Annotated in this window: 14 protein-coding genes; 10 read left to right on the forward strand and 4 right to left on the reverse strand. The window is 73.6% G+C overall.

Annotated elements, in window-relative coordinates:
- Window positions 1-127: 127 nt before the first annotated feature.
- Together BM339_RS33065 and BM339_RS33070 are read right to left on the reverse strand one after the other, a co-directional pair.
- A complete protein-coding gene (locus tag BM339_RS33065) occupies window positions 128-544 on the reverse strand; it encodes a hypothetical protein (RefSeq protein WP_075023400.1) in 417 nt (138 codons plus the stop codon).
- Window position 545: 1 nt separating this feature from the next.
- Window positions 546-851, reverse strand: a complete 306-nt coding sequence (locus BM339_RS33070; RefSeq protein WP_021593667.1) for an ArsR/SmtB family transcription factor — start codon at window positions 849-851, stop codon at window positions 546-548.
- A 196-nt stretch (window positions 852-1,047) separates the two neighbouring features.
- On the opposite strand from BM339_RS33070, the gene BM339_RS33075 reads away from it, so the two are divergent.
- The 4 genes from BM339_RS33075 to BM339_RS33090 are packed head-to-tail and all read left to right on the forward strand — an operon-like array spanning window position 1,048 to window position 5,212.
- The gene (locus BM339_RS33075) at window positions 1,048-2,463 is read left to right on the forward strand and encodes a family 2B encapsulin nanocompartment shell protein (RefSeq protein ID WP_075023401.1); all 1,416 of its coding nucleotides are present in this window, start codon (window positions 1,048-1,050) and stop codon (window positions 2,461-2,463) included.
- Window positions 2,460-3,827: a family 2B encapsulin nanocompartment shell protein gene (locus BM339_RS33080; protein ID WP_075023402.1), complete on the forward strand. Its 1,368-nt coding sequence runs from the start codon at window positions 2,460-2,462 to the stop codon at window positions 3,825-3,827. The genes BM339_RS33075 and BM339_RS33080 overlap by 4 nt, the downstream gene beginning before the upstream one ends.
- A gap of 16 nt (window positions 3,828-3,843) precedes the next feature.
- On the forward strand, window positions 3,844-4,926 hold the full coding sequence (locus BM339_RS33085; RefSeq protein ID WP_083598255.1) for a family 2 encapsulin nanocompartment cargo protein polyprenyl transferase: 1,083 nt from the start codon (window positions 3,844-3,846) through the stop codon (window positions 4,924-4,926).
- 34 nt (window positions 4,927-4,960) lie between these two features.
- Window positions 4,961-5,212 carry a hypothetical protein gene (locus tag BM339_RS33090; RefSeq protein WP_021600366.1) on the forward strand — a complete coding sequence of 84 codons (252 nt, stop codon included), beginning with the start codon at window positions 4,961-4,963 and terminating at the stop codon, window positions 5,210-5,212.
- A 51-nt stretch (window positions 5,213-5,263) separates the two neighbouring features.
- Here BM339_RS33090 and BM339_RS33095 read toward each other — a convergent pair whose 3' ends face one another.
- Complete coding sequence (locus BM339_RS33095) at window positions 5,264-6,481, reverse strand: ABC transporter substrate-binding protein (RefSeq protein ID WP_024935431.1); 1,218 nt, start codon at window positions 6,479-6,481, stop codon at window positions 5,264-5,266.
- A gap of 298 nt (window positions 6,482-6,779) precedes the next feature.
- Here BM339_RS33095 and BM339_RS33100 point away from each other — a divergent pair, with 298 nt between their 5' ends.
- The 4 genes from BM339_RS33100 to galT are packed head-to-tail and all read left to right on the forward strand — an operon-like array spanning window position 6,780 to window position 11,461.
- Window positions 6,780-9,398 carry a sensor histidine kinase gene (locus BM339_RS33100; protein WP_075023403.1) on the forward strand — a complete coding sequence of 873 codons (2,619 nt, stop codon included), beginning with the start codon at window positions 6,780-6,782 and terminating at the stop codon, window positions 9,396-9,398.
- Between the two features lie 6 nt (window positions 9,399-9,404).
- Window positions 9,405-9,782 (forward strand): DUF742 domain-containing protein, encoded by a 378-nt coding sequence (locus BM339_RS33105; protein WP_021594975.1) that lies wholly within the window; start codon window positions 9,405-9,407, stop codon window positions 9,780-9,782.
- Complete coding sequence (locus tag BM339_RS33110; RefSeq protein ID WP_075023404.1) at window positions 9,763-10,395, forward strand: GTP-binding protein; 633 nt, start codon at window positions 9,763-9,765, stop codon at window positions 10,393-10,395. Before BM339_RS33105 ends, BM339_RS33110 begins: the two co-directional genes overlap by 20 nt.
- A 13-nt stretch (window positions 10,396-10,408) precedes the next feature.
- Window positions 10,409-11,461, forward strand: coding sequence for a galactose-1-phosphate uridylyltransferase (galT, locus tag BM339_RS33115; protein ID WP_075023405.1), 1,053 nt, complete (start codon window positions 10,409-10,411; stop codon window positions 11,459-11,461).
- Here the strand turns inward: galT and BM339_RS51855 are convergent.
- Window positions 11,448-12,905, reverse strand: coding sequence for a pentapeptide repeat-containing protein (locus BM339_RS51855; RefSeq protein WP_024935391.1), 1,458 nt, complete (start codon window positions 12,903-12,905; stop codon window positions 11,448-11,450). The genes galT and BM339_RS51855 overlap by 14 nt on opposite strands.
- 107 nt (window positions 12,906-13,012) lie before the next feature.
- Between BM339_RS51855 and BM339_RS33125 the strand changes: the two genes are divergently transcribed.
- A complete protein-coding gene (locus BM339_RS33125; RefSeq protein ID WP_075023406.1) occupies window positions 13,013-13,906 on the forward strand; it encodes a WD40 repeat domain-containing protein in 894 nt (297 codons plus the stop codon).
- Window positions 13,897-14,445 (forward strand): HAD domain-containing protein, encoded by a 549-nt coding sequence (locus BM339_RS33130; protein WP_075023407.1) that lies wholly within the window; start codon window positions 13,897-13,899, stop codon window positions 14,443-14,445. Before BM339_RS33125 ends, BM339_RS33130 begins: the two co-directional genes overlap by 10 nt.
- Window positions 14,446-14,471 lie beyond the last annotated feature (26 nt).

Raw genomic sequence — 14,471 nt, forward strand, 5'->3', positions numbered from 1 at the left:
CCAGCGAAGCCGCGATCACCAGGCCGGCACCGGTCTCGATCGCGAGTGCTGTCCATACCGCCGTCACTGCGGGTCTCCCTCCGGTTTCCGCCGGGCCCGTCCTGTCCGGGCCCGATGCTCTCCGTGGCTAACACCCCGGCGCGGCGGATCTTTCCTGGCCCGCGCCGCGTGGAAGGGTGATCTGCCGCACCTCGTCCATGAGGGTCCAGCCGTCGATCTCGACGCTGGAGTCGAAGCCCTCGCCGTGTGCCAGCACGACGTCCAGCAGTGCGCGGATGACTCCGGGCCGGTGCAGGTTAAGCAGGGTCTCGTCCTCGGCACGGGCGACGCCGCCGCTGTGGGTGTACGGGCCGCCGTCCGGGACGATCCTGCCGGGGCCCGCCCGGAAGACGACGGTGACGCGCCCCGGGCTCCCCTCCTTGCGGAGCAGCACGGACTCGCGGCAGTCGCGCAACCTTCCGCCCTCGCGGCCGTGCTGGTGCGCGACGCGCCAGCGGTAGGCGTCGGGGCCGACGAGGAGCCTGCGGTAGCGGCGCCGTCCCATGTCACTCTCCCGCGTCGAGGTGCCGTTCCAGGGCGTCCAGCCGGGCCTCCCAGGCGCGTCTGTACGGCGTCAGCCACGCGTCCACCTCGGCCAGGGGCTCCAGGCGGACCTCGTAGACGCGGCGCTGCGCGTCCTGGCGCGCTCGGACGAGGCCCGCGTCGCGCAGCACCCGCAGATGCTTGGACGTCCCCGGCTGGGTCAGCCCGAGGTGCTCGACCAGCTCGCCCACCGGACGGGGACGTTCCAGCAGCAGGTCGAGGATGTGGCGGCGGGTCGGCTCGGCGAGCACGGCGAACGCGGACGGCATGGCGCCAATCATAACCGCCGGTTCATATGCCATTCGAGGCATGTAGACGGGATGTCACGTACCGGTGCTACTTGTGTGGCGCAGTGGCGAAGCAGAGGTGGGGGCAATGGCCCGTTGCACACATCTGATTACCGTCTGTAGCTTCATCGTTGGCCCGACAGGGCCGCTTCCCGCAGACCCACGACGAATCGGTGGTGTGGACGTGACGGAACAGCAGCAGCAGTTGAGCCTCGGTACCGCGGCGGCACGGAACCTGGCGACCACGACCAAGTCCGTCCCGCAGATGCAGGGCATCACCTCGCGATGGCTGCTCAAACTGCTGCCCTGGGTGCAGGCGGCCGGCGGCGCCTACCGCGTCAACCGGCGGCTCACCTACACGCTGGGCGACGGCCGGGTGACGTTCGTGACGACCGGCGCCGACGTCCGCGTCATCCCGCGCGAGCTCGGCGAGCTGGCCCCGCTGCGCGGCTACGACGACGACCTGACCCTGGACGCCATCGCGGGCCGGTTCACGCAGCAGGAGTTCGAGCCCGGCGACGTCATCGTGGAGCGGGGCCGCCCGGTCGACCGCGTCGTCCTCGTGGCGCACGGCAAGCTGAGCAAGGTGGGCGCCGGGGAGTACGGCGCCGAGGCGGTGCTGGGGACGCTCGCCAACGGCGACTTCTTCGGCGAGCAGGCCCTTCTCGGCACGGAGGAGGGGGAGGAGCCGGCGACCTGGGAGCACACGGTCAAGGCCGTGACCGCCTGCACCATCCTCAGCATGAGCGACACCGACTTCCAGGAGACGCTCGGCCAGTCCGCGTCCCTCCAGGCGCACCTGGAGGAGTACCGGGCGAGCCCGTCCCGCGCGCACAACGCGCACGGCGAGGCGGCGATCGACGTGGCGTCCGGGCACGACGGCGAGCCGGTGCTGCCCGGCACGTTCGTCGACTACGAGGCCTCGCCGCGCGAGTACGAGCTGAGCGTCGCGCAGACCGTCCTGCGCGTCCACACGCGCGTCGCCGACCTCTACAACGAGCCGATGGACCAGGTCGAGCAGCAGCTCCGGCTGACCATCGAGGCGCTCCGCGAGCGGCAGGAGCACGAGCTGATCAACAACCGCGACTTCGGGCTGCTGCACAACGCCGACCTGTCGCAGCGCGTCCACACCCGCACCGGCCCGCCCACCCCCGACGACATGGACGAGCTGCTCACCCTCGTCTGGAAGGACCCGGCGTTCTTCCTCGCCCACCCGAAGGCGATCGCCGCGTTCGCCCGCGAGTGCAGCGCCCGCGGCGTCTACCCCGAGGGCGTGGACGTCGGCGGCCACAAGGTCCCCGCCTGGCGCGGCGTGCCGATCTTCCCGTGCAACAAGATCCCGGTCAGCCGGACGCGGACCAGCTCGATCCTGCTGATGCGGACGGGCGAGGCGGCGCAGGGCGTCATCGGCCTGCACCAGGTCGGGCTGCCCGACGAGTACCAGCCGGGCCTGTCCGTCCGGTTCATGGGCATCGACGACAAGGCGCTCATCTCCTACCTGGTCAGCGCCTACTACTCGGCCGCGGTGCTGGTGCCCGACGCGCTCGGCATGCTGGAGTCCGTCGAGATCGCGCACGGCGGTGCCGGCGCGTGACCGAGCGGCACGCCCTCAGCACGCAGGCCGCGCGCAACCTCGCGACGACGACGAAGTCCGTCCCGCAGATGCGGGGCATCACCCCGCGGTGGCTGATGGCGCTGCTGCCGTGGGTGCGGGCGGACGCCGGCGTCTACCGGGTGAACCGCCGGCTCACCTACCGGCTCGGCGACGGCCTGGTGACGTTCGTCAACGACGGCGCCGAGGTCAGGGTCGTCCCGCCCGAGCTCGCCGAGCTGCCGCCGCTGCGCGGCCTGCCCGACCCCGCGGTCCTGGACGCCCTCGCCGCCCGGTTCGCGCAGCGCGAGTACGTCCCCGGCGAGGCGATCGCGGTCGCGGGACGTCCCATGGACGCGGTCCACCTCATCGCGCACGGCAAGGTCGAGCAGGCCGGGCCGGGGGAGTACGACGCCGACTCCCGGATCGACGTTCTCGCGGACGGCCGGTTCTTCGGCGACCGCGCGCTCCTGGACGTCACCGAGGAGTGGGAGCACACCTTCCGCGCGCTGACCCCGGCGACCGTCCTGTCCCTGTCGCGGGAGGCGCTGGAGGAGGTGGCCGGCGGGTCCGAGGCGCTGCGCGCGCATCTCCAGCAGTTCCGGGACGCGCCGGCTCCGCCGCAGACGAGGCACGGGGAGGCGGCGATCGCGCTGGCGTCCGGGCACGACGGCGAGCCGGTGCTGCCCGGCACGTTCGTCGACTACGAGGCCTCGCCGCGCGAATACGAGCTGGGCGTCACCCAGACGCTCCTGCGCGTCCGCACGCGCGTCGCCGACCTCTACAACGGGCCGATGGACCAGGTCGAGCAGCAGCTCAGGCTGGTGATCGAGGAGGTCAGGGAGCGGCAGGAGCACGAGCTGATCAACAACCGGGACTTCGGCCTCCTGCACAACGCCGACCTCCGGCAGCGCATCCAGACCCGGGACGGCCCGCCGACCCCGGACGACATGGACGAGCTGCTCGCGCGCCGCCGCAAGACCCGGTTCTTCCTCGCCCATCCGCGGACGATCGCCGCGATCGGCCGCGAGGGCACCCGCCGCGGCGTGTACCCGTCCGTCCTGGAGATCGACGGGCGCCGCGCGCGGGCGTGGCGCGGCGTCCCCATCTACCCGTGCGACAAGATCCCGGTCACCCCGGCCGGGACCAGCTCGATCCTCGCGCTGCGCACCGGCGAGGACGACCGGGGCGTCATCGGCCTGCACCGCACCGGGCTGCCCGGTGAGGTCCGGCCGGGCCTGTCGGTCCGGTTCGCCGGGATCGACGACCGGGCGCTGCTGACCTACCTGGTCAGCGCGTACTACTCGGCCGCCGTGCTGGTCCCCGACGCCCTCGGCGTCCTGGAGAACGTCGAGATCGCCCGCTGACGAGAGGGGACGTGCCATGCCCGCCTGGAGAGAGGACCCGGCCGTGGTCCGCTGCGGCCACCGGCCGGGGCCGGACCACCGCCCCCGCACGGCGGCCGAGGTGCTCGCCCGGACCCGCCGCATGGTCGACCCCGCGCTGCGGCGCGCGGCCGAGGCCATGCCGGACGCGACGGGCCGCATCGCCGCGTTCCACTTCGGCTGGCGGGACGAGCGGGGACGTCCCGCCACGGGGGCGGGCGGCGGCAAGGCGATCCGCCCGGCGTTCACGCTCCTCGCCGCGGAGGCGGCCGGCGGGACGGCCCCGGCCGCCCTCCCGGCCGCCGTCGCGGTGGAGCTGGCGCACAACTTCTCGCTCCTGCACGACGACGTGATGGACGGCGACCGCACCCGCCGGCACCGCCCGACCGCCTGGACCGTCTTCGGGGCGAACGCCGCGATCCTCGCCGGCGACGGGATGCTCGCCGCCGCCTTCGAGCGGCTCGCCGACGAGCGCTCCGCGGGCGTGGCGGTCGGGGTCGGCGTCCTCGGCCGCGCCGTCGTCGAGCTGGTCGAGGGCCAGAGCGCCGACCTGGCGTTCGAGCGGCGCTCCGACGTCACGCTCGACGAGTGCCTGGCCATGGCGGGCCGCAAGACCGGCGCGCTCCTCGGCGCGGCCTGCGCGCTCGGCGCCGTCTCCGCCGGCGCCGGCGCCGGCCGGACCGCCCGGCTGCGCGCCTTCGGCGAGCGCCTCGGCCTGGCGTTCCAGCTCGTGGACGACCTGCTCGGCATCTGGGGCGAGCCGGCGGTCACCGGCAAGGCGGCCCAGGCGGACCTGCGCGCGCGCAAGAAGTCGCTTCCCGTCGTCGCGGCCCTCACCTCCGCCACCCCCGCGGGGGAGGAGCTGGCCGGGCTGTATCTCCGCGACGAGCCGCTCACCGGCGAGGAGGCCGCCCGCGCCGCCGAGCTGGTCGAGGCCGCCGGTGCCCGCGCCTGGGCGGCGGCCCGCGCGGAGGCGCTGCTCGGCGAGGCCCTGGACGAGCTGGACGCCGCCGCCCCGGCCCAGCCCGCCGCCGCCGAACTGCGGGCCCTCGCCCGCTTCGTCACCCGGCGGGACCACTAGAGGTTCGACAGTATGTTCGACTAGGCTGGGGGCCGTGCCGACCAGCGAGACCATGCCGACCAGCGATCACGTGCCGTTCGTGTGCCCCGCCGGGCACCGGCTCGGCCCGGGGCGGGTCATCGTCGGCTGGTCGCCGTGCGTGTGCCCGCCCTGCGACCGGCGCGGCCGGGGGCTGCGCGGCCACCGCACCTACCTGTGCCTCGCCTGCAAGGACGAGCACGTCACGACGAAGTGCTACCTGCCGCACCACGTCCCGTCCGAGGACGCCGTCTACCGCTGGCCCTAGCACGGCGGGTCGCGGTCCGGCGGCGTCCCCGGGGAGGGGCCGGCCCCTCCGTCAGCCCTTGATCTGCGTCCAGGCCTGGGCCCAGCGGGAGTACTCGACGCACGTGTTGCCGCGGTCGTCGCCGCAGTCCTTCACCGGCGTCTTCCAGAACGCGATCCGCTTGTAGAACTCCGGATCGCCGACGTGGTAGGTCGAGCAGAAGCCCTTGGCGGTGTACCTGCACGCCTTCGGGTTGGCGGGCGCCTCACCGAACCACTGCGCGATCTCGGCCTGGATCTTCGGCGTCGAGATCCAGTTCATCCACTTGTACATGCATGTCGGATGCTGGGCCTTCGACGAGATCATCCAGGTGTCGGACCAGCCCGTCGCGCCCTCGGACGGCAGCGTCGTGGCGACCGGCGCCTTGTCCGTCATGGCCAGGTTCGCGGTCACCTGCCAGGCGGTCCCGGCGTAGTTGTAGCCGCTCTTGAACGACTGGAGCTCGTCCAGGTAGTTCGCCCAGTACTGGTTGACGTTGGGGCGCTGCTGCTTCAGCAGGTCGATCGCCGCGTCGAACTGCTTCTCGTCCAGCTCGTAGACGTCGGTGATCTTCAGATCGGGGCGGTGCGTCTTCAGGTACAGCGCCGCGTCCGCGATGTAGATCGGAGAGTCGTAGGCGACGACGTGGCCGGCCGCGGGGGAGTCCTTCTCCCACACCACGCTCCAGGAGGTCGGACGTTGCGGGATCTTGTCCGTCCGGTACATCAGCATGTTGGCGCCGTAGCCGTGCGGGATGCCGTACATCTGGCCCTTGACGGAGTTGTACGGCTGGTTCTTGAGGTACTTGGCGATGTCCTCGTAGTTGCTGAGCAGGCCGGTGTTGACGGGCGCGACCGTCCCGCCGTAGATGAGCCGGAGGCTGGCGTCGCCGGAGGCCGACACGCCGTCGTACCGGCCGCTCTGCATGAGGGCGACCATCGAGTCGGAGGTGTCGGCGACCTTCGTGTACACCTTGCAGCCGGTCGCCTTCGTGAACGGGGTGACCCAGTCGACCTTCGGGTCGGTGGAGCCGTCCTCGGCGTAGCCCGTCCAGGCGACGAGGTCGAGGCGGCCTTCGGGGGTGCCGAGCTCCTGGAGCATCGGGACGTCGGGCGGCGCCGCCGCTCCCTCGGAGTCGCCGCTGCATCCGCCGGTCAGCGCCGCGGTCAGCAGTGCGCCGGCGGCGAGCAGGGTGCGGCCGGGGCGGGCCGGTCGCCACGCGCTCTTCGTCGCGTGTGGAGTACGAACCATCACGCTCAGGCATGGTAGGGGTATTTAGACCTCTTCGTGCATACAAAACGTGATGATCTGGAAACTGTCGACACACGACTGCGTACGGTTCTAGGCTCTGCTGCGTTCCACGCGTGCGGTGCCGCGCGGTCGACCCCGACCGTTCCGCGCGGTCGCCCCGAGCCGTCTCCCAGCCGTCCGCCCGAGTGAAAGTTCAGCCGCAGTGCCAAAACGAGGCCGCAACACGGACTCAGCCGCCGGCCACCGGCGGGCTCCCAAGGCCGCGCGATTTCGGTCCATCCGCTTCAAAGTCGTCCTCATGGTCACCGTCTCGGTGGTCTCCCTCGGCGTCCTGTGGGCGTTCGCCGCGAGCATCGCGCTCGGCGAGGGACTCAACCTGAGGGGTGTCAAGACCGTCCAAGACCACTACGGCTACCCGGCCGGCGCCCTCGGCAGCGCGCTGCAGGCCGAGCGCCGCCTGTCGATGGTCTACCTCGGCGGCCGAGTGGAGGGCGATCGCGCCTCCATGGAGTCCGGCCGCCTGGTCACCGACCGGCAGGCCGACCTGTTCCGTCGGCTCGCCGCCGACGACGGCGCCCGCGACGCGGCGCCGGAGAACACCCGCCGGCTCGCCGACAAGATCATCAAAGAGCTGGACGGGCTGGACGACCGGCGCCGCGCCATCGACACCCTCCGCACCGACCGCTCCCGCGCGTTCGCCGACTACACCGCGCTGCTGAACGACGTCGGCTCGCTGCAGGGCTCCCTGTCCACCCTCGACAACTCCGAGGTCGCCAAGGACGCTCGCAACGAGGCGTCGCTGAACCGGGCCCGCGAGGTCCTCGCCCAGGAGGACGCGCTGCTCGCCGGCGCGATCGCCGCCGGCCGCATGACGGCCGAGGAGCACGCCCAGTTCGTCAAGCTCGTCGGCACCCAGCGCACCCTCTACGACTACTCGGCGTCCGAGCTGCGGTCCGCCGACCAGGCCTACTACCAGCGCGTCGTCGGGATGCCCGAGTACAGCCGGTTCCGCACGCTGGAGGACCACTTCGTCGCGTCCGCGAACCTGGTCAGGACCTCCGGCCCCAACGCCGGCGTGCTGTGGAAGACCACCGCGGACTCCAACCTGACCCGGCTCCGCGGCCTGGAGCTGGCGGTGTCCGCGGGCGCCGAGAAGCGCGCCGCGCCGATCTCCGACGGCATCATCACCCGCGTCGTCCTCGCGGGCGTGCTCGGGCTGGTCGCCGTCATCGCGACCCTCGTCCTCGCGATCTGGGTCGCCCGGTCCGTCATCCGCGAGCTGGCCCGGCTGCGCCGCGAGGCGATCGACCTCGCCGACGTCCGGCTGCCGAACGTGATCCGGCGGCTGCGCCGCGGCGACGAGGTCGACGTGGCCGCCGAGGCGCCGCCGCTGGCGTTCGGCACCCGCGAGATCGACCAGGTCGGCGAGGCGTTCAACGCCGCCCGCCGCACCGCCATCCAGGGCGCGGTCGAGGAGGCGACGCTGCGCCGCAACGTCAGCGACGTGTTCGTCAACCTCGCCCGCCGCAGCCAGACGCTGCTGCACCGCCAGCTGAAGCTGCTCGACTCGATGGAGCGGCGCATCGAGACCCCCGACGACCTGGAGGACCTGTTCCGGGTCGACCACCTCGCCACCCGCATGCGCCGGCACGCGGAAGGCCTGATCATCCTGTCCGGGCAGGCGCCCGGCCGCGGCTGGCGCAGCCCCGTCGCGATCGTGGACGTCGCCCGCGCCGCCGCGTCCGAGGTCGAGGACTACACCCGGGTCAACGTCGCGCCGATGACCCGGGCGGCGATCGTCGGCCCCGCCGTCGCGGACGTCATCCACCTGCTCGCCGAGCTGATCGAGAACGCCGCCACGTTCTCGCCGCCGCACACCACCGTCCAGGTGCAGGGGCAGGCCGTCGCGCACGGCTTCACGCTGGAGGTCGAGGACCGCGGCCTCAGCATGGACGAGACGAGGCTCGCCGCCGCCAACCAGCGGCTCGCCACCTCCGCCGAGTTCGACCTGTCCGACAGCGCGCAGCTCGGCCTGTTCGTCGTCGGGCGCCTCGCCCGCCGGCACGGCATCAAGGTCACGCTGCGGACGTCCCCATACGGCGGCATGACCGCGATCGTGCTGCTGCCCGAGGACCTCGTCGTCCCGGACGAGGGCGACCCCGTGCAGGGCGCGCCCGCCCTCACCACCCGCCGCGCCGAGGACGCGCTCGTCCCCGTCGGCACGGTCGTCGGCGCCCACCACGGCGCCGGCGGCGGCCAGCAGCCGGGGCTGGAGCAGGGCTACGACCAGGGCGGCTACGACCAGGACGGCTATGACCAGGGCGGCTACGACCAGGGCGGGTCCGTGCTGCGGCTTCCGTCGGGGCGGCACGCCGCGGCGGCGCCCCCGCGGGAGGAGGACCCCCTCGCCCGCTCGCCGCAGCCCGGCAGCCCGTTCGGCCCGCCGTCCGGCGTGTCCGGCGCGTCCGGCCCGGCCCCGAGGCCTCCCTCCGGCGGCCTTCGGCCGGAGGACCCGGACGCGCTGACCGGGCCGATCCCGGTGTTCGAGGAGCCGGCGCAGGGGCCGGTGCCGACTCCGCGCGGGGCGCCGTCCCCGTGGGGCGACCCGCCGTCGGTCCCCGAGGCCCAGCCGGCGCAGCCGGCCGCGGCGCCCGCCGCGCCCGGCGTGCCGCGCTCGCCCCGCGAGGTCCGGCGCCGCCCGCCGGGCGGCTCGGGCCGCGGCCGGCCCCCGCTGCCCAAGCGCGTCCGGCAGGAGAACATGGCCTCCCAGCTGCGCGAGGACCGCTCCGCCGCGGCTCCGCCCGCCGCCGAGCCGCGGGCCGACCGGTCGCCCGAGCAGCTGCGGTCGATGATGTCGTCCATCCAGCAGGGCACCCGGCGTGGCCGCGCCGAGGCTCTCGACAACGAGGAATCGTGACGGACCATGAGTGGTCCTGGCAGCGAATGGCTCGACGACGAGGCCGGCCCGATCGTCCGCTCGTACGCGCTCACCCGCGGCCGGGCGAGGCCGGCGACCGGCGAGGCGTTCGACATGATCACGATCGTCTCGACGGCCGCGCGGCCCCGGTCGGGCTCGCCCGGCATCGGCCCGGAGCATCTCGACATCCTGGAGATGTGCGTGCAGCCGCAGCCGGTGGCCGAGATCGCGGCGCGGATGCGGCTGCCCCTGGTCGTCGTCCGCGTCCTGCTCGGTGATCTCCTGCATCACCGGCTCATCACCGCCACCCGTCCCCAACAGGAGAGCCCGCTCTCCAAGGAACGTCTGCTGAGGGAAGTGCTTCATGGTCTCCAGGCACTCTGAGAGCGCGGGGTCGCCGCCCCAGGAGGACGCCTCGCCGGTGGCCCCGGTCGCGGTGAAGATCCTCGTCGCCGGGGGATTCGGGGTGGGCAAGACGACGCTCGTCGGCGCCGTCAGCGAGATCCGGCCCCTTCAGACCGAGGAACTGCTCACCGACCGGGGCGTCGGCGTCGACGACACCGAGGGCGTCGAGCAGAAGACCACCACCACGGTCGCGATGGACTTCGGCCGGATCACGATCCGCGACGGCCTCGTCCTCTACCTGTTCGGCACCCCCGGCCAGGACCGCTTCTGGTTCATGTGGGACGAGCTGTCCTACGGCGCGCTCGGCGCCGTCGTGCTCGCCGACACCCGCCGGCTCTCGGACTGCTTCCCCGCCGTCGACTACTTCGAGAACCGCGGCCTGCCGTTCCTCATCGCGGTGAACTGCTTCGACGACGGCTACGACTACGAGCCCGGCGAGATACGGGACGCGCTGGACCTCAGCGACGCCGTGCCCGTCGTGCTGTGCGACGTCCGGGAGCGCGGGTCCGGCAAGGAGGTGCTGACCACCCTCGTGAAGCACCTTCTGGCCGTCCACGAGGCGGAGACTCGGGCGGACCTGTCGGCGCTGTAGGCTTCCGGGCGAGATGAACCGGACACGCGCACGGCTGTCGGACGGCCGCGAGATCGTCTACTACGACGAGGCGCCGGGCCGGGTCCCCGTCCCCGACCCGCGCGGCCTCCCGCCCGCCGAGCCGGTGTGCGAGACCCGCCGCGACCCGCTGACCGGCGACCACGTGACGATCACCGCGCACCGCAACGACCGCACGTTCCTGCCGCCGCCGGACCAGTGCCCGCTGTGCCCCGGCGGGCCCGCCTCGGAGATCCCGGACCCGTCCTACGACGTCGCGGTCTTCGAGAACCGGTTCCCGTCGTTCGACGTCCGCACCCCGCCGGTGCCGCCGGAGATCGACGGTGTGGAACGCGCCCGCGGCGCCGGTCGGTGCGAGGTCGTGTGCTTCACCGACGAGCACTCCACGTCGATGGCGCGGCTGCCCGTCTCCCGCGTCCGGACGGTCATCGACGCGTGGGCCGACCGCACCGCCGAGCTGTCCGCGATACCGGGCGTCGAGCAGGTCTACGTGTTCGAAAACCGCGGGGTCGAGATCGGCGTGACCCTGCACCACCCGCACGGGCAGATCTACGGGTACCCGTTCGTCGCCCCGCGCACCGGCCGCATGCTGGCGACGGCCGCCGCGCGCCCGGACCTGTTCGCCGCCGTCTTGGCGGCCGAGCGCGCCGGCGAGCGGGTGGTCCTCGCCGGCGAGCACTGGACGGCCTACGTCCCCGCCGCCGCCCGCTGGCCGATCGAGGTGCACCTGACGCCGCACCGCCACGTCCCCGACCTCACCGCCCTGGACACCGCCGAGCGCGACGAGCTGGCCGTCCTCTACCGCGACCTGCTGCGGCGCTGCGACGCCCTCGACGACGGGCCGCTCCCGTACGTCGCCGGCTGGCACCAGGCCCCGGTCGGCGCGGGCCGCGACCTCCTCCGCCTGCACCTGGAGCTGTTCTCGGTCCGGCGCGCCCCCGGCAAGGTCAAGTACCTCGCGGGCTCCGAGTCGGGCATGGCCGCGTGGATCAACGACGTCCCGCCGGAGTCGGTCGCCGGACGCCTGCGCGCCGTCACTGCCGGCTGAGCGTCCGGGTCACCCCCGCGGCGATCGTCGTCGCGAGCACCCAGCCGGTGATGATCAGCGTGTAGGCGAGCCACTGGTACCAGCCGGCCGTCTTGAACGCCTTCTCCTGCCCGAAGTCGATGATGGGCAGCAGCAGGTCCAGCGTGTAGAAGAGCGCGTTGAACGGCGGGTGCTCGCCGGCCTTCAGCGGTTCCGGCGCGTGCAAGCCGAACACAGTCGTGCCCACGGCGAGCAGGCCGGCCAGCCACGCCGCCGCCCAGCGGGGCCGGAACCCGTACCCGACCGTCACGTCCTGCAGGTAGCCCCACATCCGCGAGTACCACGGACGCGTCGAGCGGTGGCGGCGCTGCTTGGCGAGCTGGACGTTCCGCGCCGCCCGGTCGTCCCCGGCCTGCCGGTAGGCGGCGGCCAGCTGCTCGTACGCGTGCGGGACGTAGCCCTCGGCGTCCCGCTCCAGCATCGCGATGCGGACCTTCGCGGGCAGCCGGGGGGTGAGCGACCCGTACGTCAGGCCGTCCAGCCACACCTCGCCGTCGCCGAGCGCGCTCGGAGCGACATGGAGCAGGCCGAGCCTGCCGCGGAGCATGTTCACCGGCCCGTCCACCCGCGCCTCGCGGAACCAGAGCTCCCCGATCGCGGCGCTGGTCGTGCGCAGGGCGCACCCGCCCGGATCGGACAGGGACGCCTGCGTGAACACCAGCAGCCCGGGGACCGTCGCGCCGCGCAGGCTGACCTCCCCCTCGAACCGCGCCCGCGTGGCGTTGACGTCCGACCCCACGCTCAGGTTCTCGGCGTCGACCGCCCGCCCGCCCGGGTTGCGGAGGACGGCGCCGACGAGGCTGATCCGGCCCGAGACCGATGCGCCGTTCAACCGGATCTCTCCGCGCACGACCAGGCCGGGGCCCCAGACGTCGTCCTCGATCACGGAGTGGTTGAGGTGGAGGACCTCCTCCTGCGCGCCCCGCTCCCCGAGCCGTGCCCGCTCCAGGAAGAGGGCGCCGGACAACCGCGCCCCGCCGAGGCGGACCTGCCCCGGGATGCGGCAGCCGGTGATGCGCAGCACCCCGTCGACGTGCAGGGTCGCCGCGTCCAGGCCCGGCAGGTAGGAGTCGCTCAGATTCACCTGCCGGACGCGTGCCCCGTACAGGACGGGGGTCTCCTCGAACCGGCACCCCATCAGCCGGATCGGGTGCCCGACCGTCGCGTAGGCCAGGTTCAGCACCCCGGTGATCCGCGCGCCCGTCACTCGCAGCGCCGAGACCTCGCCGTCCGCCGGCGACCTCAGCAGCAGCTTCCGCAGAACCTCTGCCCGGACCGTCCGCGCGGCCCCCCACGCGTGCCCCTCCTCGGGATCGTCCGTGCCGTCCCTGAGGTCGACCGGGACGCCGGTGGGGAACGCCCGCCACACGCGCCGCTCGACGGGGGAAAGATCGATCGGCTCCACGATGAGGGAACCTACAACAGCCCCGCGGCGGCCGAAAACGTCACAGCTCGGCCGAGTTCTCGCGACCGTATAGAACGATCTCAGCGGTGTGGCCTAACCTCCCACGCATGCCGGAAAGGGTGCTGGCCGAAGGGTCCTTCGACGGGGTCGCCGCCGCGGCCGAGGGGCCGCCGCTGGCGTACGCGTCCCGGTCCGGTCAGGGCGTGAACACCGGGCAGGCGTGGGACCTGGCGGCGGGGTCGGCGCTCGGGCCGCCGATCCCCGACTTCCCGGTCGACCGCGCCGAGTGGGCGTTCGGCGTCCCGGCCGGCTCGCCGGTCGTCGCGTGGACGCACCGCGACCGCGTGCACGTCCTCGACCTGCGCACCGGCGACGAGCTGACCCTGGACGGCCGGCCCGACCTGCTCGGCCTCGCCGTCCACCACGGCCGCGCGGCGGTGGTCGCGGCCTCCGGCCCCGCGAACGACGCCGAGGTCGCCGTGTGGGACGCCCTCACCGGCGAACGCCTGGCCGACTTCACCCTCTGGCTCGGCCACCGGACCGCCCTCGGCCGCTGGATGCTCCACACGCCCCCCGCGACCGGCCCCCTCATCGGGCTGCCCGGCGACTCCGCGGTCGCCCTCTGGGACGTGGAGCGCGGCGAGGAGATCGCCGCCGTGCCGCCCGCCAGCGCGGCGCTGACCCCGTCCCCGGACGGCCTCGTCCTCATCGAGCCCGCCCCGTCGGAGCTGCGCGTCCTCGGCTTGGACGGCGACCGGCTCACGACCCTTCCCCTGCCCGCCCCGTCCGCCCACGTGGCGGCGGCCTCCGCGGGCGGCCGCCTCCTGGTCGCCGCGGCCCTCCGGGACGCCTCCGGCACGGTCCTCGTCTGGGACGCGGCGGGATCCGTCCCGTCCCACCGCGTCGAGGCGCCGGCCCACGTCAACGACCTGGCCATCTCCCCGGACGGCACCCTCCTGGCCGCGACCGACGCCGGCCTGCTGACCGTCCCATGTGGCTAGGCGACGTCCCCCGTCCCGGCACCCGCAAGGCCAGGCCACTGCTTTACCTGGACGTCGACGGCGTCCTGAACCCGGAGGAGCCGCGGCCGGGCTTCGCCGAGCACGCGGTCGGACGGCTCACCGTCCGCGTCAACCCGGTGCACGGGACGTGGCTCCAGGACCTCTCCGCCCGCTACGACCTCGTCTGGGCGACGACGTGGGAGGAACACGCCAACGAGTACATAGGTCCGCTCGTCGGCCTGCCGCCGCTGCCGCACGTGGAGATCTCCGCCTACGCGTCCCGGGACGGTGATCCCCGCACCCCGCTTCTGCAGCTTCTCCGCATGCGCAAGTGGGCGCCGATCCTCCGGCACGCGGAGGGGCGCCCCTTTGCGTGGGTGGACGACGTCATCCCGCTGACGGTCCGCAGGCAGGCGTTTCCGCACCGCCGAGCCCTGCGCCTGATCCCCGTCCGGCCCGAAGTGGGCTTGACCCGCCACCACGTGGACGCCCTCCACCGCTGGGGCGCCCGACTGGAACGGCGTGGCTTTCGCGCCTGAAGGGCCGCCGGCGCCTTGGGGGCGCC

It is taken from the genome of Actinomadura madurae (assembly GCF_900115095.1).
Lineage (GTDB): Bacteria > Actinomycetota > Actinomycetes > Streptosporangiales > Streptosporangiaceae > Spirillospora > Spirillospora madurae.